A 20,696-nucleotide genomic window follows, 5' to 3' on the forward strand; every position below is an offset into this window, starting at 1 on the left:
TTCACCGCAGAAAGGTGAACCCATGAACACGCAGCAGAGTTCAGAAAACCCCCGCCGCGCCGCCACGACGGCAACCATACGCGCCTACCTGGTTCCGGTGCTCGTCATTCTGCTCGTCATCACCGGCGGGTTCTCCATCTACGCACTTAATACGGGGCTACGCACCAATGTTGAATCCAATGCGCAGCCGTCCCGCGCCGCGCAACTAACAACCCGAATCAGCACGCAGACTGTTACCCGCACCTACTCGGGAGAAGTCAGCGTGTCACCCGCCCGAAGCTACACCGTAGGAACCCCTCAAGGAGTGGTGACCAGGGACGGCGCCAAGGCGGGTACCCAGCTGAGTAACGGCTCAATTATCACCACTATCAATGAGCGTCCCATCATTGCGTTCAAGGGTAGTATTCCCGCCTACCGCGACCTTGCCGTAGGCGCTCGCGGCGATGACGTTAAACAGCTCCAAGAAGCTCTGGAATCACTCGGCTACAGCATCTGGGATGAGGAAGGAAGCTACGGCGAAGCCACCGCCAACGCTGTCTACCGTTTCTACCTGGATCGTGGCTACTACCCTCCCGGGGATACTGACCGAACCGAAGAAGGACGCTACAGCACCGCACTGCCGCTCTCTGAATACCTCTTCGCTGACGGCAATGAATACACCGTAGACAACAGCTGCGGCACCAAAGGCCAAACCTCAACTCCGGCGCTGTGCACCCTATCCGCGGGTGGATACCGTCTGGTACTCTCCGCGGACGGTAGCGCTCTCAGCAATGAACTCGCTGAAGGACAGAAAGTCCAGATTCTTACCGATAACGGAAGTCCGCTCGAAGGCACTCTGGGCTCGGCCCTCACACCCGAAGGCTCAACTAACGCTGACGGCGGCGCTAACGCAGGTGCCTCCAACGGTGCGCAGAACAGCGCGCGACCTAACAGCGATACCTCCGCACAGGGAGCTACCGCACGGAAACGCTACCCCATCACAATCGACTTGCCGGAAAACACGACGGCATCAACACGTTTTCAAGCAACCGTCACTCTCAACCGAGGCGCTGAAAACGCCCTCGCGGTGCTCGAAGCAGCCGTCAAAACCGAAGAAAACGGAACGCACTCCATCACCCTGGATAACGGTCAGAGCGTTCCCGTCACCCTCGGTGTATGCTCCGCCGGAATCTGCGAGCTCGTCAACCCCGCAGCAGAACTCAAGGCAGGTACCGTCGTGAAGCTGAAGGAGCGCTAAAATGCCTCATCACGAGACAGAACGTGCCCTCCCCGCGAGCTCTACCGCCACAAAACCTAATATCGAGTGCCACAATATTGCGCGTTTCTTCCCGCCCTCCACCTGGGCGCTTAAAAACGCAACCCTCAGCATTCATGAAGGCGAATCGGTGGCCATTACCGGTGCCTCCGGAAGCGGAAAATCTACGCTCCTCTCTATCATCGGGCTACTCGATCAGCCCTCCGAAGGTGAGCTGAAAATATTGGGCCAAAACATGGGCACCGCCAGCGACGCCGAGCGAACTGTAGCACGCCGTGAGCACATCGCTTTCGTCTTTCAGGCGTACCACCTTATCGCTCATCTGAACGCCACCGAGAACATTGCCCACACCCTCCGGATGCGCGGCGTACCGGGCCGTCAGGCACATCAGCGTGCGTTGCAGGCACTCGAACAGGTGGGTTTGGGGCACCGCCTGGAGGTTCTTCCACGCAACATGTCCGGTGGTGAACAGCAACGAGTCGCGGTTGCGCGTGCGTTAGCCTGCGCCCCGCGTATCCTACTGTGCGATGAGCCTACAGGAAACCTCGACACTGAAAACTCTCACAAGGTGTTGGATCTGCTCCTCGCCGGCCGCGAGGAGAAACAAAGCCTGGTCATCATCACCCATGAACCCGATATCGCGGCTCGCTGCGACCGGCAGCTACACATGGTCGATGGGATGCTCGTTAGCCCCGAACTCGCTAGCCCCGAAGAACCGGCCCACCAAACGCTCAAAGAACCCGTCGTCAGGGGAGGATAGATGCTAAGGAACAACCTTCACTACGCTCTCCTTGCAGTTGTTCACCGTTGGCGCCGCAACCTGCTCACGGTATTGGCGATGCTCGCGGGAACAACCACCATCATCATGCTGGTGGGCGTCAGCGAGTCGTCAGCGCTCAACACGAGCTCGCAGCTGGCCAGCTACGATTCCACCCGGCTCGGTGTGCGCCTCCAGCCGCAGACCTGGGATATACCGGAGGATGAACTGCTCTGGCGCGTTAACCAAGTTCCAGAGGTCAAAGCTGCCGGTACAGTCACCATCGATACGCAGACAACGCGTCCGCAGGTCAACAGGCCGGGGCATGAGGGCCAACAGACACCCCTCGCAATCGTTTCAGAAGCAGGTTTGAAAGCACGAGGTGCGCACATTGTTGAGGGACATTTCTCGGAGCCTGCCCGCGAACGCCCCGGTGAGCCTACCGTCTATCTGGGCGTTGCCCTCGCGAAAGAGCTAGGGGTCAGTACTGAGCCCGGGCGGAACATGATTGAGGTCAACGGAATGCGAGCCTACGTGCTCGGCATTATCCGTGACGGCGGCAAAAACGCTGCTCTCAGTAGCGCTCTTATCCTGCCGACCACCTCCACTTTCTTGCCGCAAGCCCACACCCTGCAACGCGGTATGGACGTCATCGTGAATCCAGGAAGCGCAGATACGGTCGCGGAACAGCTCAAGCAGGTACTCGATCCGCAGCGCGCCCCCGTTGATACAAACATTGAGATTCCGCCTTCACCGGTGACTCTTCGTGCTTCCTTGACGAAGGATAGCCGAGCTCTTACGACCATCATCCTGGTGGTTCTTATCGCCTCGACAAGCTTCGGCATTGTGATGACCATGCAGATTTCGGTCTGGGAACGCCGCCGGGAAATCGGCATTAACCGTGCATTAGGGTTGGGACGGCGAGATGTGGCGGTCAGCTTCCTTGCGGAGGCGGCTCTCCTCGGGGCCCTGGGCGCTCTTGGAGGCTTCATCCTCGGTATTCTCGGTTCCTGGGTTGTGTGCCTTCTCAACGGATGGGCGCTATCTCTGCCGCCCCTTATCCTAGGGATTCCTTTCCTCGGCTTGGGTGTGGGCATCGTGGCGGGTGCATTGCCCGCCTACGCGGCAACGAAGGTTCAGCCGCTTGAGCTCTTGCAATAATTGCCCCGCTGAAATAATTGCTCGGCGCATAAGGGCGGCGCCCCGGAAGGTCATTCTTCCGGGGCACCGCCCTTTAGCTATGTGGGTTTATGGGGTTGAGGGGCGAAGCCTAGCCGGCGTGAACGTCTTCGTCATGTACGTTCTCGTGGCACAAATCCTCGTGCAGAATATCCCGCGCCGGATGCTGCCGCGCCCGCTCCTCCGCAGCACGGTCAGACAGCGAATAAAACCACGTAATGTGCTCGCACACCCGCTCATAGGCTGCCTGCTCATCGTGAGAGGCAATCGCCTCAATAATGCCGTAATGCTGCTGCTGCAACGTGCGCTTGACCGCCTCCCAATCCTTTAGGAAAGGAACCGCCTCCTGCACATAACTCATCGTCGCCATGTGCAGAGAGTCAATCACTGTATCAAGCACAATATTGCCGCCGAGCTTCGACAGCTCATAGTGAAAACGCGTATCGCAGAAATGGAAACGCTCATCGCTGATCTGCTCATCCATCTCCGCCAGATGTACGCGCGCCCGCTCCAACGCTGCCGCACGCTCCGGGGTGTCCGGCGCGGCAGCCGCCGCACGCGCCGCAGGGCCCTCCAGTAGCAGACGGGTTGAGACAACGTCCTTCACCGGCAGGCTACGGGTCGCAATGTGCATGCGCAGCGCCCAGCTGAGTGCATCCGACGGCTCCGAAATGATAATCGCGCCCGACTTCGGTCCCGAACCGGTACTGGAACGAATCAGACCCAGTGCGTTCAAAACCCGAAGGCCCTCACGGACCGAGGGACGGGAAATACCGTGCCGTGCCGCCAGCTCACGCTCGGAGGGGAGCTTATCGCCCACACGCAACTCACCCAGGCGCAGGCGCCGCTCAAAGGTCTCCAGAATGATGCTGTAGCTGCGGTCCGCCAGAATCGGCTGGCGCTCAACCACAGGGGGCGCCTCTGCAGGCTGGGTGTCGTCAAAAGAACGAGGCATACTCTCTCCTGATAACGAGGCGGATAACGAAAAGAAGTCTCGACTCAGCATGTTCTCCCAAACTATTGGGGCAACCTATCGAGTCATAAGGGGCATAAAAAGCGGGGCGGCGATACCGGAAAGGTACGCCGCCCCGCTGTGGCCTCCGGTCAAACCGGGGCGAATGTCCTACTGTTCGTGAAGCGGATGCTTCAGGAACTCTCTAAAACCTGAGCTTCAGATTAGGGAATCATGAAGGACAGCACGTTGGTCTGCAGGAAGACCAGGACGCAGACGAACAGGAGCATAGCGAAGGACCAGGGGAGGACAGCCTTGAGGATGTCGGATTCCTTGCCTTCCATGTCCACGGAGGTAGCAGCAATAGCCAGCGACTGCGGGGAGATCATCTTACCGACCACACCACCGGTGGTGTTAGCAGCCAGCATGAGCTCGGGGGTTGCTCCGTGGATACCTGCGTGCTGCAGGTTCTCAGCGGCAGACACCTGCAGCTTGGAGAACAGTGCGTTGGCGCTGGTGTCCGAACCGGTCACAGCGGTACCGATCCAGCCCAGAGCCGGTGCGAGGAACGCGTAGACGGTGCCCAGGCCTGCCAGGAAGGTACCCATGGCAATGGTCTGACCGGAGAAGTTCATGACGTATGCCAGTGCCAGAACCGAAGCAATGGTCAGGATGGACCAACGCATGCGGTAGACAACGGAACCGAACTCGGTGAAGATTGCCGGGAACTTGAAGGCGTAGCGGCCCTTCTCGTTGAAGAAGAAGTAGACGACAGCAACAACCAGACCGGAGATGATCAGCAGGGTGCCGGGGTTGGACATCCACGCGAAGTTGTAGACAGCGTCCTTGACGGGCTTGCCGTCAGCGGTGACGAGGCGGGAGCTCAGAGCCTGGATATCAATCTTGATGACGAAGCTCTTCAGCCATGCCTTCAGGCCAGCGTGCAGGTTAGCAACACCGAAGATTGCAACGACGATGACGTAGGGCAGCAGTGCCATCCAGACGCGAACGGCGGGCAGAGCTTCCTTCTCTTCAGCCTGTGCGGGCAGACCGTAGCGTTCACGAACGCCTGCGACGCCGCGCGGCTTCCAGAACTGCAGGAAGACAACAGCAACACCCATGGAGACGATGCAAGCAACAACGTCGGTCAGGTTGTATGCGGGGGTAGCAGCGGTGACCCACTGTGCAATTGCGAAGGAGACACCGATGACCAGTGCGGGCAGCCATGCGTCCTTCAGACCCTTCATACCGTCAAGGATGACGAGCAGGATGAGCGGAACGAGCATTGCCAGGAACGGAGCCTGGTGACCAACGATGGTTGCGATAACGTGTGCGTCCTTGCCGCCAACGTCAGCTGCGGTGGTGATCGGGACAGCAACTGCGCCGAATGCCACGGGTGCGGTGTTAGCGATCAGAACGGTGACAGCAGCCTTAAGGGGCTTAACGCCCAGGGAGAGAATCATGGTTGCGGTAATTGCAACGGGAGCGCCGAAGCCAGCCAGTGCCTCGAGCAGACCGCCGAAGCAGAATGCGATGAGGATAGCCTGGATGCGCAGGTCGCCGCCGCCGAGGCGGTCGAAGACGCGGCGCAGGTCTTCAAAGCGGCCGGAGAGAACGGTGAGCTGGTAGAACCAGATTGCACCGAGGATAACCCAGCAGATGACCAGGCCGTAGATGGCGCCGCGGACGGCGCTCAGGCCGGCGAGGTCAGCGGGCATGTGGAAGCCCAGCGCTGCTACGAGGATGGATGCTGCCAGTGCCACGAGTGCGGACCAGTGAGCGCGTGCCTTAACGCCCAGTAGCATCACAAAGAAGGTGAGGAGGGGAATGGTTGCCACGAGCGCGCTGAGGCCGAGGCTACCTCCCACTGCATTGGTTACAGCGGTATAAGTTTCCACTGGAACTCCTTTGGTTCAGGGTGTGTTTTGTGTGTGGTCAGACCATAGATAATTCTGTGGGGAACGAGTCATTGTTCCCTGCATGGGGATGTGGTCAGACCATTGATCGCATGTTTAGAAGAGTAGCGGATAGTGCGGCGTTTCACCAAAAGTGACCTGACTCATTTCCGCGACTAAGGGGTGTCTGGAGGGTTTGTATCCCGTGAATTTACCGAAATATTGCGGCTCTGACAGTTAATGCCAGCTTCTGAAACTCGAATATTTCTGAAGGCGTAAAGGATTGGGTGTATGAGTGACTGCTTTAGCTATTGAGGAACCTTCAACTGTGGGCACATTCTTGAAAAGAATGTTGTGTTAAAGAGGAGTCGCCCCATAAAACAATCATTAACGCTTCAGAAAGGCGGATTTCTAGGGGGTTTAGCCGCCAAAGATGTGTGTTTGATAAACGTTCAATAATTAAAGAGGCATAGGGGGTGTGGCGAGAGTGAAAACTAGATGAGGTCATATGTACCGGAAGGTAGGAAAATATACCTTAAGGTCAGGTAGACCTAACCCATTATTTAACAAGGAAAGTATGCGCTATTTCGACTAGAGAAAAGCCGCACAACGGTGTTAAATGGCAAGGAAGATATAAGACATCACCACGGTTTCTGATCCCACCGCATCCCACCTCCACTTGGGGCGCGCACATCAGCCGGAACCAACCGGCCCAGCTTCCCCGGTTCACCTCATTGAACCGCAGTACACGGAAGACCGAACTTATTCGGACTGTGCCCCGCCTGCCCCAGACGCAGGCGGTGAGACCGAGAAACTCTGAACACAGAGGAAAGGACGGACAAGTCATGCGCATTGCACTCTTCTCCACGTGCATCGTTGACGGCATGTACCCCCGCGTAGCACGCGCCACCGTCGAAATTCTTGAGCGCCTGGGCCACGAGGTTGTCTTCCCCCCGAACCAGACCTGCTGCTCCCAGATGCACGTCAACTCCGGTTACTTCGATGACGGTTACGAAGTCATCAAGAACCACGTTGAGGCTTTTGACTCCTGGGACTGGGACGTAGCTGTTGCACCCTCCGGCTCCTGCGTCGGCTCCCTGCGTCACCAGCAGGCAATGGTCGCACGTAGCCGCGGCGACGAGGCACTGGCTCTGAAGGCAGAGCAGATTGCTTCCCGCACCTTCGAGCTCTCCCAGCTGCTGATCGACATCCTCGGCATCACCAATGCCGCTGAGCAACTCGGCTCCTACTTCCCCGAGCACGTCACCTACCACAGCTCCTGCCACGGTATGCGCATGCTCGGCCTGGGCACCCGCCAGCAGGACCTGGTCCGCACCGTTGAGGGCATCAAGTACACCCAGATTGAGGGTATGGACCAGTGCTGCGGCTTCGGTGGTACCTTCTCCTTCAAGAACGCTGACGTCTCCGGCGCAATGGTCAACGACAAGGCCGACAACGTCGAGGCAACCGGCGCATCCGTCTGCACCGGCGGCGACTGCTCCTGCCTGATGAACATCGGTGGCGCACTCTCCCGTCGCGGCTCCGACGTGAAGACCATCCACTTCGCTGAGATCCTCGCATCCACCAAGGAAAACCCGCTCAAGATTGATGCCGAGCACCTCGAGCTCTCAATCGCCTAAGGAAAGATAAGACCTCATGACCGCTATTCAGCTTGGTATGCCCAAGGTCGTTCACTACGGCGAGGGCAACATTTTCGAAGAAACCCCCTTCCCCAAGTACGCGAAGGAAGAGCTCAAGAACGAGCAGCTGCGCTCCAACCTGCGCTTCGTGACCCACGCGATTCGTAACAAGCGCGCCAAGGTCACCGCTGAGGTGCCCGACTGGCAGGACCTGCGCAACACCGGTGAGTCCGTCAAGAACTACGTTCTGGCTAACCTCCCCGAGCTGCTCGAGCAGTTCGAGCGTAACTTCACCGCCGCAGGCGGCCACGTGCACTGGGCACGCAACGCCACCGAAGCAAACCAGATCGCTCTGGACCTGATCCGCGAGCAGGGCGTGGACGAAATCATCAAGATTAAGTCCATGGCAACCGCAGAGACCGGCCTGAACGAATTCCTCGAGGAAAACGGCATCAACGCTATTGAGACCGACCTCGCGGAAGAAATCGTCCAGCTCGGCCACGACCGCCCCTCCCACATTCTGGTGCCCGCAATTCACCGCAACCGCCGCGAAATCCGCGACATCTTCCTGCGCGAAATTGAGGGTATTAACCCGGACATCACCGATGAGCCGGCAGAACTGGCAGAGGCATCGCGTAACCGTCTGCGTAACAAGTTCCTGAACACCACCGTGGCAGTCTCCGGCACCAACTTCGGTATTGCTGAGACCGGTACCCTGACCATCGTGGAGTCCGAAGGTAACGGCCGTATGTGCCTGACCCTGCCCGACACCCTCATTACCTTCATGGGTATTGAGAAGATTCTGCCCACCTTCCAGGACTACGAGGCATTCCTGCAGCTGCTGCCCCGCTCCTCCACCGGTGAGCGCATGAACCCCTACACCTCCATGTGGACCGGTGTGACCCCCGGTGACGGCCCGCAGAACATGCACGTCATCCTCATCGACAACGGCCGTACCGCCGTTCTGTCCGACGAGCTGGGCCGCCAGGCACTGCGTTGCATCCGCTGCTCCGCTTGCATGAACGTGTGCCCCGTATACGAGCGCGCAGGCGGTCACGCCTACGGCTCCACCTACCCGGGTCCCATCGGCGCGATTCTGTCCCCGCAGCTCTCCGGTATCGAGGCTGCAGAGAACAACTCCCTGCCGTACGCATCCTCCCTCTGTGGCGCATGCTACGAGGTCTGCCCCGTGAAGATTAACTTCCCCGAGGTCCTCGTGCACCTGCGCGCTAAGGACGTCGAGTCCAAGCACGCTATCCGCGAGTTCGAGGGCAACAAGAAGGCTCCCTTCTCGCAGATGGACGGCATGATGCTCGGTGCGAAGAAGCTCTTCACCTCCGGCAAGATGATGTCGATTGCAGAACGTGGTCTGCCCATGTCCCGCCTCATTAGCGGCCGCAAGCACAAGATCACCGCTGTTCCCGGTATCGTCGGCGGCTGGACCGCATACCGCGACATCCCCGAGCCCCCCAAGGAATCCTTCCGCAACTGGTGGAAGAAGGAGAAGGGTCAGGCTCCGGCACGCGATAACGCACAGCGCGTTGACATTCAGGCCCTCATCGAGGCTAACAAGGGTAAGGCAGCTGAAGCGGCTGCAAACGCTAAGGCTGCTCAGGAAGCCCGTGAAGCTAAGGAGAACAACTAATGTCCTCTGCTAAGGAAGATATCCTCGCACGTATCCGCTCGTCCCTGGCTGACGCACCCGTCGCCCCCGAGCCCGTACGTAACTACCGCCGCGTCAGCGAGCTGAACGAAGAGCAGACCATTGAGATGCTCGTCGACCGCCTCATTGACTACAAGGCAAACGTGTTCCACGCGAACAAGGAGAACATCTCCAAGGTCATCGCAGAGCGACTGGGTGAAAAGTCCACCTACGTGGTTCCCGAGGGCCTGAACATGGAGTGGCTACCGGCTGACACCGCTGACCGCAAGCGCGTCACCGACTCCGGTAGCACCCTCAAACCCGGCTGCCTGAGCCTGAAGGAACTGGACGCAGTTGACGCTGTGGTGACCGGTTCGACCGTCTCCTGCGCAGAGACCGGCACGATCTTCTTGAACACCAACCCCGATGAGGGTCGCCGCGCCATCACCCTGGTGCCCGACCACCACATCTGCGTGGTTCCCCGTTCCACCGTGGTGGAGCTGGTTCCCGAGTCGATCGAGCGTATCACCTACACCCGCCCTGTGACCATGATTTCCGGTCCGTCGGCAACCAGTGATATCGAGCTGATCCGCGTGGAGGGCGTGCACGGCCCCCGTACCCTGGACGTCATCATCTACGACGCTTAAGGTGCAGCGCCAGAAGGCAAACCTCTAAAGAAACCGCCCGAGAGCTAAGGCTCCCGGGCGGTTTCTTTATGCCCTCTCGGCTTCTGCATCTTTCAGAGCAGTAGAGAGCGGCGGAGAAGATAAGCGAACGGTGGCGGGCCCATGTTTCCCGCCACCGTTCTGTGCTTTATAGGGTGGTGTATCGACGGTTAGCGTCGTAGCGCCCCGTGAGGGTGCTTAGGCGCGTGCGTCGAAGTGCTGCAGACCGGAGTCCTCACGGCTACCGCCCTGGCCATCGCCAACATCGTGGTAGTCCTTGATCCACTCGATCTTCTGAACCCACTTGACCATCTTGTAGCCGTGCATGGAGTCCGCACGCAGACGGAGCGGGCCACCGTACACATCCGGCAGGGGCTTGTCGTTCATGCCCCACGCCAGGATGGTCTCATCTTCCATTGCCATGGAGATGTCCAGGCACTCGTAGTAGGGTTCGGTCGGGCGGCCGTCGTAGGTGTGGCCCACGTGGCCGAAGGAGGTCACCATAACGTAGCGTGCCTCGTCGGTCTTCTCGACCAGTGCGAGAACGTCGCGCAGGCGCACGCCCTCCCACTTGGCGATGCCGGTCCAACCCTGCATGCAGGTGTGCATGGTGATGTTGACTTCCTTGCCCAACTGCTTGAGCTCGTCAATGCTCAGGGACTTGGATTCCTTCACCAGGCCGCCCAGCTCAAGGCGGTAGTCAACGAACTCGTGCTCCTTCAGGCGGTTCCACTCGGTGCTCTCACGCTCTGTCGGCGGGCGAGTGTTAACCCAGTGGAAGGGCGAGATGTCGGCATCGGTGAAGGTCTTCTTCTGCACCTGACGGGAGGTGATACGGTCCAGCAGGACGTTACGAATCGGCTGGGTCAGACCCCAAATGAAGGTCTGGGTGAATCGCAGGTCGCGCAGGGACCAGTACGAAGCGAAAATCCACAGAGCCACAGCGAAGACAATGCCGCCAATGAGCATGGTGACTGCCTGAGCGAACTGTGCTGCGTCCACCTCGTTGTAGGGCTTGTTCAGCATCATGTGGGCGATGTTGTACTGGGGGTGAACCACGAACACCAGCGCCACGTGAATGACGGTGAAGACGCAGTAGAACGCCATGCCCAGGAAGTGGATGGAACGTGCGGTCTGGCGGTTACGGAAGAGGCGCACGTAGCCGGGGAAGCGGCCGCAGAATGCCGGGCTCATAATCGGGCCGGTTGCAATCATCAGCGGTGCCACGATAAACACCACAGTGAAGTACATGATTTGCTGCAGAGCGTCGTACGGCTGGAAGTGCTCAATCGAGGGAATCTGGAAGCCAGCGTAAATCTGGATGGATTCCCACGCCTGCGGGATGATGTCCCAGCTGGTCGGGACGATGCGGCGCCACTGACCGGTCAGGAACAGCAGGGAGACATATACCAGACCGTTAACAATCCAGATGACGGTCACCAGCGCGTGCCATGCGCGGCCCAGACCAATCTGAGCCTTACCGGGCAGAGAAATCAGGGGAGACAGGGTGCGCTGGTCATCGCGCGCAGTAAATGCGCCGGGGGTGGTAGGGACCTTGTCCTTGGTGAACTTAATCCACTCAGAACCCGGGGTGCAATGGTTGTTCCAGTACAGGCGGGGGTGAGAGGCGAGAACTTCCCAACCTGAACGAATCAGGAAGCCCATCATAATGAAATTGATGAAGTGCGTAATTCGGAGCCAGGCCGGGAAGTCCAGCTCTACGCCACCAGTGCTCGCGGTGAGGAGTAGTTGGTGCATGATATTTCCTTCGGAAATGACTGTGTGTGCAGACAATCGTTAGGATTCAGTGCGAGGCCTTGAGATGCGAGGTTAGAAATAGTTACCTTTCTGAACCATATGATCCTCCTCCATGGTTGGGAGCCGCCGGGGGTATCGTCGCGGATACTCCCGAAAGGGGCGCCTCCCGTGTGTGAGATGGGAGGTGCGCCAGCTCCCGCTGGGGCGGAAGCGACTCTGTGTATGTATGTTGGTTTATGTGTGTTTTAGGGAAATTCCCTGTCCGCTTTCAATTTTATAGGACAAAGTGTCAGTCGTGAAAGCTAAGACACGTCATGTTCTGTAATATTTGCATAAAAAATCCGAATTTAAGGAAGATTCTCATCTTTCCGCGGTTTATAGGGTCTTTCGGGTGCAAAAAACCCACCGCAGCCTCAAGAGGGGATGCGGTGGGTTTTGATTCTATATGTGGGATGCATGTTGGTTTGCAGGGCTTTAACTGCCTGGTATTGTGTGGTTTTATAAATTCAATCCCACATAAGGTTGCGGCGACTGTAAGCGAGATTCTCACTTAAACCGGTTTGTAACCGACCTTGAAACGCCGAAGGCAACCGTACCGTAGCCGCTGCTAGATTTCTGCAGAACCCGTATTTTCCGCAGAACCCTTACGCTTCTTTGCCCCAGCCCGAGAGGCTGCTCGGGACGCAACGCTAGAACCAGCGGAAGCGCCCGTAGCCTCGGCAGAGCCGGGCTGAGCATCAGCCGGGGACTCAGAATCGGGCTGGGACTCAGAATCAGGCTGGGTTTCGGAATCAGCCTGCGACTTCAAACGAACCACCGGAATCATGCCCGTGGCAAGCTTCGCCTGCGCATTACGCTGAGCCTTCAACGCATTCATCTGCTCCTTACGGCTCGGCTCCTGCTGAATCGGCTGACCAGAACCAAACGCCTGACGAATACCCAACGCCCATAGCGGGAACAGCAGAACCGTCAGCGCGCCGCCGGCAACCAGCAGCGACGCCGTGGACTCCTCCAAAAGATCCGAACTGGTCGCAACCTCCGTCACCGCCACAATAATCGGCAGACCCGCAGCCGAATACAACGCCAACTGCGCCTTCTGTGCGCGAGTGGTCAGACCCGAACGGGTATCGAAGAAATGCTCCGCCAAAAGAACCGGAACGCCGCGGCACAGCAGAATACCCACCACCACGGCAAGCAGACCCAAAGGCTTAGCCACCACAGCAGAGACATCAATGCCCATACCGCTAACCACAAAGAACAGCGGAATCATGAACGTAAAACCAACCACCTCAAGGCGGCGAGTCATCATATGCAAAGCCGCCGGAGGGGTCAGGGTACGCAGAATAAGGCCCGCCGCAAAGGAACCGAGCACCGCATCCAAATCAAAGAGGGCAGTGCACATGATTAGGGTCGCCAGCAGGAACATGGCAAGACGCAGAACCGTCTGACCGGTCGTATTCGCCTCCGCAGCCATAATCTGACGCAGACCCGGCACATGCGCAAACAGACGGTGAGGAATCAGCGCCACAATCACCGCCACCACCATAAACGCCAGCAACACCACAAACGCCATGCCCGGCGAACGCGAAGACAGCAGTAGTGAAATAGCGAAAATCGGCAGAAGCTCACCCACGGCACCGTGCACCAGCACCGCATTACCCACCGGCGTACCGGCAGCACCGTGAGACTTCAACATCGGTAGCAGAGTACCCAACGCCGTGGAACTCAACGCCACGCCCACCGCAATATACGTATTCAGCTCATGCGAGAACGACGTAATAACCGCCGCACCTGCCATACCCAAAGCAAAGCACACCACCCACGTGGCAATAGCGCTATAGCCCTGACGGCTACGCAACGACGACACGTTAATCTCAAAGCCCGCAATCAAAAAGAGCATGCCCAAGCCCAGCTCCTTCAGCAGCGGGATACCGCCCTCACTGCTGGCAAGGTTGAGCATATTCGGGCCAATCAGCAGACCAAAAATGAGCAGGAAGACCACATCAGGGATCTTCTTACCCGTCAGACGCGAAAGAATCGGGGACAGCAACGCAACCAACGTAATCCAGAAAATGGACACAAACTGGCCGCTATCGTGGCTCGACCCTTCCGACAGAGTCGTACCCGAAGCAAGAAGAGCACCAGAAGCCCCCAAATCCGTCAAGAAAAGCGGGGAAAAAGTCGAAAACATAAAACCTCAACGTGGTGTGTGCAGGTGGGGCGTGTTTGGGACAGTAAAAGGAGCGAAATCATGCTCCCGCGGGATTGCCCCACCTTTAAGAACGTACCAATGGTACACACCTAACCTCGTGCAACAACACTTGAACAGCACGTATCGAGCGCCTGAACACCGAAAATAACCGCACGAGGAAACCACATGAGAGCAAAACCTCCGCGCCACCACCCGAGCAGACACAGCTTCCACCGTTACACTTAACACCTATGCCAGCGCATCCGGCTCACACCACCGGACGCGGCAGATACCCCGGCAGGGCACACCCCCTGGCGTAGCCCTAGCAGGGCGCACAGACTCTCAAACACGGCACTACAAGGAGCGAGGACATGGCAGCAGGGCGCACACAACCCATCCCCACCGTCAGCAGCGGGGCACGCGCCGCCTCCCTCGGAGGCACCCGACGCGACCTCGGGCTCGACCTCGCCCGCGCCTTCGCCGTGCTCAGCCTGCTCATCCCCTTCGGATACTGGCTACAGCTGATCCCGGTGTCCTGGAAATTCTGGATCCCGCAGACCCTCGTACCGGCAGAACCGCTCTTCGCCGCAATCCTGGGTGCCGCCGCCTGGCGCTACGCCCGCACCGCAAACTTTCCGCAGCTCTTTGCCGGAACCATCGTGCGATTCCTCGCGCTGCTGCTACTGGGTGTGGCACTCATGCAGGGCATCACCTACCTGCCGCAAGCCGGCGTGACCGTACCGACGCAGGGCTTCTCCTACTCCCTGCCCTTCGACATGCTCGTGCACCTGGCGCTACTCACCCTGCTGACCCTATTCGTCGTGCACCTGCCGCTGTGGGCAGTCGCAGTGCTTGCGGTGCTGACCAGCCCCTTCATCACCTGGACCTACACCCTGCTCATGGATGTAGCCGCTCGGGCCGACCAGTGGACCGCTACCCAGCTGCCGTTCCTGGCAAGCCACGGCGTCAACCACGCGCAGAGCGCCCAGCTCATCTGGGTCATGTGCCTGGGCATCGTGCTCGTGCGCCTCTACGACAACCTGCAGGCAAAGCTCGCAATCCCCGTAGTACTCGCCGTGCTGGCGCTCGCCGTCTACCGCACCTTCAACCCCTACACCGAGCTCGGCTTCCTCAACAGCCCGCAGGTGCTGCTAACCCTAAACCTCGCGGCAACCCTCTACTTCTGGGCCGAATGCGCGCGCCTGCTCTCCGCACAGGCGGGAATGCTCACCCCGATTGCACGCCTGGGCCAGATGTCGCTGAGCGCCTCCATTGTGCTGAGCGGAATCATTATTTACGCCGGTCCCACCGTCAAGGCTCTCACCGTGGGGGAGCACTACGTCGCCACCGGAGGCTGGGGCACCGCCGTGTACTGGAGCGCCTTCCTGCTGCTCGGCGCCGCAATCGCCCTGGGCTTCTGCACCCTCTGGTCACGCATGGCACGCTCCATTGCCGGACGCGGCCCCCTGGAGGCGATTCTCGCCCTCATCTCCGGGCGCGGCTAACCCAATCTGAACTCAATACGAAAGCGACCCCCCTCCCCGCGTTCCTGCGCGGGTAGGGGGTCGCCTCTATGTGCTCAACATCTGCAACAGAAATACTGCGGGTACGACAAAGCCCCGGTCCAGAGGACCGGGGCTATCTGTCGGGATGACAGGATTTGAACCTGCGACCTCGTCGTCCCGAACGACGCGCGCTACCAAGCTGCGCCACATCCCGATGTTGACCTATCAGTGAATACCGTAGGCAACTCACCTAGGATAACCCAAAAAAATTCAGAACGCAACACAGCGGCACACCACCGCTCGGAGGAGGGACAGATAAAGCTTCTAGGCTTCAGTCTCCTGAACCTGATTCAGCTCATCCCAGGAGGCGTACATCGCCGCAAAACGACCGCCGGAGGCAATCAGTTGCTGCGGGGAGCCATCCTCCACCACGGAGCCCTCATGAATCACCAGCACACGATCAGCACCCAGAACTGTCGAGAGGCGATGCGCAATCACCAGCGCCGTACGCCCCGCCAACACGGTTCGCAGCGCCGCCTGCACCGCACGCTCACTCGGAATGTCCAGCGAAGCCGTCGCCTCATCCAGAATCAGCACCCGCGGATTCGCCAAGAACACGCGAGCAAAGGACACCAGCTGACGCTGACCCGCCGACAGGGTAATACCGCCGCGGCCCAGCTGCGACTCGTAGCCCTCACACAGACGCTCAATGAACGCGTCAGCACCCACCGCCTTCGCGGCTGTCTTCACCTGCTCATCGGAGGCCTGCGGGTTACCCATGCGGATATTCTCCAGAATCGACGCGGAGAACAGGAACACCTCCTGGGTCAGCATGAGCACCTCACGGCGCAGCTGCACATCCGCCAGCTGGCGGACATCCACGCCGTCAATACGCACCTGACCGGTTGAGACATCGTAGAAACGAGCTACCAGCTTAGCGATAGTCGACTTACCGGCACCCGTAGCACCCACCAGCGCCACGGTCGTACCCGGCTCGATGCGCAGGGTCGTCTCCTTCAGCGCGTGACGATCCGACGTGTACCCAAAGACCGCCGAATCCAGCTCCACCAGGGCACCCTGAACCTTGCCGGACGCGCCCTCAGCGGTACCGGCGGCAGGCTCTACAGTCCGCTCATACGGATGATCCGGCTCAGCAACCTCCGGCTCCTCAGCCAAGAACGACGACAGCTTCTCCAGCGCAGACATCGCAGACTGGAACATGTTGTAGAACTCAGAAAGCTGCATGACCGGCTCAAACACACGGTTCGCGTAAATCACCAGAGCCAGCAGGGTGCCAATCTGCATGGTGCCGCCCAGCACCGCATAACCACCCAGCACCAGCGCACCGGCAATAAACACATTGCCTAAAAGCATCAGCATGGGCGAGTAGACGCCGAAAATCTTAATCGAATCCATCACCGCAAGGCGGTAACGCTCCGACGCCTGCGCGTACTCGGAACGCATCTGCGCCTCCGCACCAAACGCCTTCACCGCGCGGATACCCGTAAAAGTCTCCACAAAACGGCTCGTCAAATGCGCAGATTCGGTACGCATCATGCGGAAAACCGGCACCGCCGTCTTCTGGAACCAGCGCGTCAAGAAGTAAATCGGCACGCCCATGACCAGCATGAACAGGCCAATACGCCAATCCAGAAGGAAAATAGCGACCGCAGAAATCACCATGGACAGCAAGGTAATCGCCAACTGGCTGATGCCGCTATCCAAGAAGCTGCGGACCGTATCAATATCGCTGGTTAAACGCGAAATGACCTTGCCCGAGGTGTACCGCTCATGGAACGACACGCTCAGCAACTGCGCGTGACGGAACACCCGCTTACGCAGGTACACCACCACGCCCAGCGACACGCGCACCGTGTACGCCACGTTGACCCACGAAAAAATCGCGGTCACCGCGGTAGCCACCACAAAAAACGTCAGCAGGGTCAGTAGGGGAGAAACGTCACCCTGCTTGAGTGGCTCAATGGAACTATCCAAAACGCGGGCAATCAGAATCGGCGCAACCGCCGAGGAACCCGAGACCAAAAGCACTGAAATAATCGACAGAGCCAACGCCCCACGGTGCGGGCGCAACATCTGGCGCAGCAGAGCCATCGAGCGTTCACGGGTCTCCGCGCGCTCCTGCGGGCTCATCTGCTCCCGCGGCTCCGCCGGACGATGATGGGCCATTAGCCCTCCTCCATCGTCATCAGCTGACGGTACTGCTCCGAAGAGTCCATCAGCTCAGCGTGAGTGCCTTCGGCGACCACGGCACCATCAACCATCAGTAGCACACGGTCCGCCAACGCCACGGTGGAGGGGCGGTGCGCCGTCAACAGGGTCGTAGCGCCGCCCAGGCCCTCCAGACCCTCACGCAGACCGGTAATAATACGCTCCTCTGTGTTCACGTCCAGCGCCGAGAACGGGTCATCCAGCAGCAGCACGGAGGGGCGCTTCGCCAGGGCACGTGCCAACGACAGACGCTGACGCTGACCACCCGAAAGGCTCAGACCCTCCTCACCAATGACGGTATCCAGACCCTGCGGAAGCTCCGCCACGAAATCGCACGCAGCCAGCTGTAGCGCGGTCTGGAGGGTCGCCTCCAGCTCTTCTGCGGCGGGGTAGTCCTCATCCTCGGTGCCGCGCTCGTACTGTTCAGCAACGCCCATCAGCACGTTCTCGCGGACCGTGCCGGAGAAGAGCACCGCCTCCTCAAAGACGAACGCGGTCTGGGCGCGCACCTCCTCAATAGACATGTCGGCGGTATCTCGGGTGCCAAAACGCAGGGAGCCGGAGGTCGGCTCGTAAAAACGCGGAACCAGCGACAGCACGGTCGACTTGCCGCTACCGGTTGCACCCACCAGCGCCAGAATCTCGCCCGGGAAGACCTTGAAATCTACGTCCTTCAGCACGGAAACCTCGGGTGCCTTCGTCTCAGAAGCAACTTCAGAATTCGCCTCAGTGGTAGCCTCCGCCGACGCCTTGATAGCGTCGTAGCTGAACTGAACGTGATCGAAAGTGACAGATACTGCGCCACCGCTGGGGTACTGCATAGTTTCCTTCCCGGAGCCGCCCTCGGCAGATACTCCAGCTACTGTTGACGAATCAGAAGCACCCTGCGGATGCTCGGGCCCAGACACAGCCGCGGAGCCACGAACCAGCGGCACCGCCTCAAAGCCGGGCTCGTCCATGACCTCGTTGTGGCGTTCCAACGCCACCTTATAGCTCAAATAGGCAGACATCAGCGCGGTCGAGCGCGTCACGTGGCTGAGCACGGTCGTCTGCACCGCAAAGTAGGCGGTCATCGCACCCAGGCTCAAGGTGCCTGCCGCAACCTGCGAAGCGCCCACAGCCAGCGCCACCGCCGTAGAGACACCCACGATCAGGCCCTGGTACAGGGCAACACGAGCCACCAGCATCGACCTGCCGTACTCGCGCACCTGCAGGGCGTCCACCGACTCGGAATATTCCTGAATCTGCTCGGGGGAGCGGCCCAGCGCCTTAATCACGCGGATGCCGCGCACCGACTCCTCAATACGGGTGGAGAGGTCGCCCGTCATCTGCTGAATCTCATGTGAAGCGCGGTAGTACTTGCGGGTGAAGTTCACCAGCGACAGCACCAGAATAGGCACGGTCACCACGAACACCAGCGCCAGAGACGGCGAAGAACGCAGCATGAAGAAGCCACCGACCAGGAACATCACCGCAACAGTCAGCATCTGAACGATACCGAAAGACAACCAACGGCGAATCGTCCCCAGATCGCTCATGGAGCGGGTCAGCAACTGACCGGAGGGCCAACGATCCAGCAGAGAAAGCGGGGCGCTGAGCAGGCGGTCAAAGAAATTCATGCGCATGGACAGCTCAATCGTGGAGGTCGGGTCCACAATCAGCCAGCGCCTCCAATACATGAAGGAGGCATGCGCAATACCCAGCAGAAGCACCAGGCCGCCGGCAATCCAGATGGCGCTCTCGGTGGTGCTCTGCGAGAGATGATCCACAATAATCTGCAGTACCTGCGGGATGGAAATCTCAAGGGCACCGGCACCGAACGCCACGAGCAGACCCACGCCCCAGCGCACACGAATCGGACGCGCATACGCGGCGAGGGTGTGCGGGGCACGCTGACCGTGCGCGTAGTCGATCGGGTCGGGGGTCGGTTCGCTCGCCGTCTCCAAGAAGGGGTTACGGCGGCGCTTAGTCGTGCGTGCTGTAGAAGCCTCAGACATTAGCGGCGGCCACCTTTCGAAGCGTCGGCCTCACCCTTATCGCGAGCCGTGAGGGTCACCAGGATTGCCTCCGGCGGGCAGAACAGACGGACCGGCGCAAAACGAGAGGTGCCCAAACCGGCAGAAACCTGAACCGGAATACCGGACTGCTCACTGACACCCTTCGCACGCGAAGGCGGCAAATCGCAATTGCTGACCAGGGCGTGACCGCCGGGTAGGCAGACCTGACCGCCGTGCGTATGACCGGCAAAAATAGCCTGCGCGCCGTCCTGCACGAAGCGGTACAGGGTACGCATGTAGGGGGCGTGCGCCACGCCGATACGGACGCTCGGCTCCTGCCCCTCATCGAAGGCGCCGGGGGCGAAGCCGGGGTGTTCATCGTAGCGCAGGTGCGGGTCATCCACACCGGAGAACTCCAGACGCAGACCCTTAAGGTTCAGCGTGTCGTAGCGGTTGACCAGGCCCGTCCAGCCGCGCGACTCGAACGCCTCGTGCATCCGCTCAATGGGCAGTGCTACACGCGAGCCCTCCTCAATCATCTGCGGGGTGCGCGGCTGCCACAGGTAGCGTGCCGGGTTCTTGAAGACGGGCGCGAAATAGCAATTCGAGCCGGGCACAAACACGCCGGGGAAATCCATGAGCGGGTCGAGCGCCTCCAGCAGCGGACCCATACCGTCCACGTGGGAGAGATTATCGCCCGTGTTCATCACCAAATCCGGCTCCAGGGCAGCCAGCGAGTGCATGAAATCAATCTTCTTCTGCTGGCCCGGGATCATGTGCATATCCGAAATATGCAGAATCCTGAAGTCAGGACTACCGGCGGGCAGTACTGGCAGGGACTCGGTGCGGAGCTGAAAATTGTTCAGCTCAATAAAGTGCCCATACGCCGCCGTGGCGGCCCCCAAAGCTGCAGTGGCGGCTACCGCCCCCGCTACCTTCTTCAGGAGCGGGGAGGAGCCGCGTGCGCCGGGGACCGCCACGGGGACGCGGGCGTTGACTGCGTTTTCACACATTATCAATCGCCTTTCAGG

The 20,696-nt window shown here is 59.5% G+C and carries 14 protein-coding genes and 1 tRNA gene; 7 read left to right on the plus strand and 8 right to left on the minus strand.

Annotation, left to right across the window (positions count from 1 at the left end; genetic code table 11):
* Positions 1-22: 22 nt before the first annotated feature.
* The 3 genes from HMPREF2842_RS01485 to HMPREF2842_RS01495 are packed head-to-tail and all read left to right on the plus strand — an operon-like array spanning position 23 to position 3,173.
* Positions 23-1,237, plus strand: a complete 1,215-nt coding sequence (locus HMPREF2842_RS01485; protein WP_070642071.1) for a peptidoglycan-binding domain-containing protein — start codon at positions 23-25, stop codon at positions 1,235-1,237.
* A 1-nt stretch (position 1,238) separates the two neighbouring features.
* Positions 1,239-2,015 (plus strand): ABC transporter ATP-binding protein, encoded by a 777-nt coding sequence (locus HMPREF2842_RS01490; protein WP_070642074.1) that lies wholly within the window; start codon positions 1,239-1,241, stop codon positions 2,013-2,015.
* Positions 2,016-3,173, plus strand: a complete 1,158-nt coding sequence (locus HMPREF2842_RS01495) for an ABC transporter permease (protein ID WP_070642079.1) — start codon at positions 2,016-2,018, stop codon at positions 3,171-3,173.
* A gap of 109 nt (positions 3,174-3,282) precedes the next feature.
* Here the strand turns inward: HMPREF2842_RS01495 and HMPREF2842_RS01500 are convergent, their stop codons facing one another.
* Positions 3,283-4,146: a FadR/GntR family transcriptional regulator gene (locus HMPREF2842_RS01500; protein ID WP_005508239.1), complete on the minus strand. Its 864-nt coding sequence runs from the start codon at positions 4,144-4,146 to the stop codon at positions 3,283-3,285.
* A gap of 221 nt (positions 4,147-4,367) precedes the next feature.
* A complete protein-coding gene (locus HMPREF2842_RS01505; RefSeq protein WP_070642084.1) occupies positions 4,368-6,041 on the minus strand; it encodes an L-lactate permease in 1,674 nt (557 codons plus the stop codon).
* 842 nt (positions 6,042-6,883) lie between these two features.
* On the opposite strand from HMPREF2842_RS01505, the gene HMPREF2842_RS01510 reads away from it, so the two are divergent.
* From HMPREF2842_RS01510 to HMPREF2842_RS01520, 3 genes are read left to right on the plus strand one after another with little or no spacing between them, the layout of a single operon-like run.
* Complete coding sequence (locus tag HMPREF2842_RS01510; RefSeq protein WP_049327463.1) at positions 6,884-7,678, plus strand: (Fe-S)-binding protein; 795 nt, start codon at positions 6,884-6,886, stop codon at positions 7,676-7,678.
* A gap of 16 nt (positions 7,679-7,694) precedes the next feature.
* Positions 7,695-9,323, plus strand: a complete 1,629-nt coding sequence (locus HMPREF2842_RS01515; protein WP_070642090.1) for a LutB/LldF family L-lactate oxidation iron-sulfur protein — start codon at positions 7,695-7,697, stop codon at positions 9,321-9,323.
* Positions 9,323-9,967: a LutC/YkgG family protein gene (locus HMPREF2842_RS01520; protein ID WP_012902909.1), complete on the plus strand. Its 645-nt coding sequence runs from the start codon at positions 9,323-9,325 to the stop codon at positions 9,965-9,967. The genes HMPREF2842_RS01515 and HMPREF2842_RS01520 overlap by 1 nt, the downstream gene beginning before the upstream one ends.
* A gap of 216 nt (positions 9,968-10,183) precedes the next feature.
* Here the strand turns inward: HMPREF2842_RS01520 and HMPREF2842_RS01525 are convergent, their stop codons facing one another.
* Entirely contained in the window at positions 10,184-11,743 is a 1,560-nt protein-coding gene (locus HMPREF2842_RS01525) for a molybdopterin-dependent oxidoreductase (protein ID WP_005504634.1), read from the minus strand.
* A 607-nt stretch (positions 11,744-12,350) separates the two neighbouring features.
* Positions 12,351-13,934 (minus strand): cation:proton antiporter, encoded by a 1,584-nt coding sequence (locus tag HMPREF2842_RS01530; protein ID WP_070642095.1) that lies wholly within the window; start codon positions 13,932-13,934, stop codon positions 12,351-12,353.
* Between the two features lie 371 nt (positions 13,935-14,305).
* Here HMPREF2842_RS01530 and HMPREF2842_RS01535 point away from each other — a divergent pair, with 371 nt between their 5' ends.
* Entirely contained in the window at positions 14,306-15,439 is a 1,134-nt protein-coding gene (locus HMPREF2842_RS01535) for a hypothetical protein (RefSeq protein ID WP_070642100.1), read from the plus strand.
* A 140-nt stretch (positions 15,440-15,579) separates the two neighbouring features.
* On the opposite strand, the gene HMPREF2842_RS01540 is transcribed toward HMPREF2842_RS01535, so the two are convergent.
* The 4 genes from HMPREF2842_RS01540 to HMPREF2842_RS01555 all read right to left on the minus strand — a co-directional run bounded on the left by HMPREF2842_RS01540 (position 15,580) and on the right by HMPREF2842_RS01555 (position 20,678).
* Positions 15,580-15,653, minus strand: a tRNA-Pro gene (locus HMPREF2842_RS01540).
* Between the two features lie 110 nt (positions 15,654-15,763).
* The gene (locus HMPREF2842_RS01545; RefSeq protein WP_070642102.1) at positions 15,764-17,626 is read right to left on the minus strand and encodes an ABC transporter ATP-binding protein; all 1,863 of its coding nucleotides are present in this window, start codon (positions 17,624-17,626) and stop codon (positions 15,764-15,766) included.
* Positions 17,626-19,665, minus strand: a complete 2,040-nt coding sequence (locus tag HMPREF2842_RS01550; protein ID WP_070642106.1) for an ABC transporter ATP-binding protein — start codon at positions 19,663-19,665, stop codon at positions 17,626-17,628. Before HMPREF2842_RS01550 ends, HMPREF2842_RS01545 begins: the two co-directional genes overlap by 1 nt.
* Entirely contained in the window at positions 19,665-20,678 is a 1,014-nt protein-coding gene (locus tag HMPREF2842_RS01555) for a metallophosphoesterase (protein ID WP_049351944.1), read from the minus strand. The genes HMPREF2842_RS01550 and HMPREF2842_RS01555 overlap by 1 nt, the downstream gene beginning before the upstream one ends.
* Positions 20,679-20,696: the final 18 nt, after the last annotated feature.

The organism is Rothia sp. HMSC069C10 (assembly GCF_001812205.1).
Classification (GTDB): Bacteria; Actinomycetota; Actinomycetes; order Actinomycetales; family Micrococcaceae; genus Rothia; species Rothia mucilaginosa.

What these genes read in the sequence shown, in the direction of transcription:
- HMPREF2842_RS01485 (WP_070642071.1), top strand. Translation starts at nt 23, where the DNA reads ATGAACACGCAGCAGAGTTCAGAAAACCCCCGCCGCGCCGCCACGACG.
- HMPREF2842_RS01490 (WP_070642074.1), top strand. Translation starts at nt 1,239, where the DNA reads ATGCCTCATCACGAGACAGAACGTGCCCTCCCCGCGAGCTCTACCGCC.
- HMPREF2842_RS01495 (WP_070642079.1), top strand. Translation starts at nt 2,016, where the DNA reads ATGCTAAGGAACAACCTTCACTACGCTCTCCTTGCAGTTGTTCACCGT.
- HMPREF2842_RS01500 (WP_005508239.1), bottom strand. Translation starts at nt 4,146, where the DNA reads ATGCCTCGTTCTTTTGACGACACCCAGCCTGCAGAGGCGCCCCCTGTG.
- HMPREF2842_RS01510 (WP_049327463.1), top strand. Translation starts at nt 6,884, where the DNA reads ATGCGCATTGCACTCTTCTCCACGTGCATCGTTGACGGCATGTACCCC.
- HMPREF2842_RS01515 (WP_070642090.1), top strand. Translation starts at nt 7,695, where the DNA reads ATGACCGCTATTCAGCTTGGTATGCCCAAGGTCGTTCACTACGGCGAG.
- HMPREF2842_RS01520 (WP_012902909.1), top strand. Translation starts at nt 9,323, where the DNA reads ATGTCCTCTGCTAAGGAAGATATCCTCGCACGTATCCGCTCGTCCCTG.
- HMPREF2842_RS01525 (WP_005504634.1), bottom strand. Translation starts at nt 11,743, where the DNA reads ATGCACCAACTACTCCTCACCGCGAGCACTGGTGGCGTAGAGCTGGAC.
- HMPREF2842_RS01530 (WP_070642095.1), bottom strand. Translation starts at nt 13,934, where the DNA reads ATGTTTTCGACTTTTTCCCCGCTTTTCTTGACGGATTTGGGGGCTTCT.
- HMPREF2842_RS01535 (WP_070642100.1), top strand. Translation starts at nt 14,306, where the DNA reads ATGGCAGCAGGGCGCACACAACCCATCCCCACCGTCAGCAGCGGGGCA.
- HMPREF2842_RS01545 (WP_070642102.1), bottom strand. Translation starts at nt 17,626, where the DNA reads ATGGCCCATCATCGTCCGGCGGAGCCGCGGGAGCAGATGAGCCCGCAG.
- HMPREF2842_RS01550 (WP_070642106.1), bottom strand. Translation starts at nt 19,665, where the DNA reads ATGTCTGAGGCTTCTACAGCACGCACGACTAAGCGCCGCCGTAACCCC.
- HMPREF2842_RS01555 (WP_049351944.1), bottom strand. Translation starts at nt 20,678, where the DNA reads ATGTGTGAAAACGCAGTCAACGCCCGCGTCCCCGTGGCGGTCCCCGGC.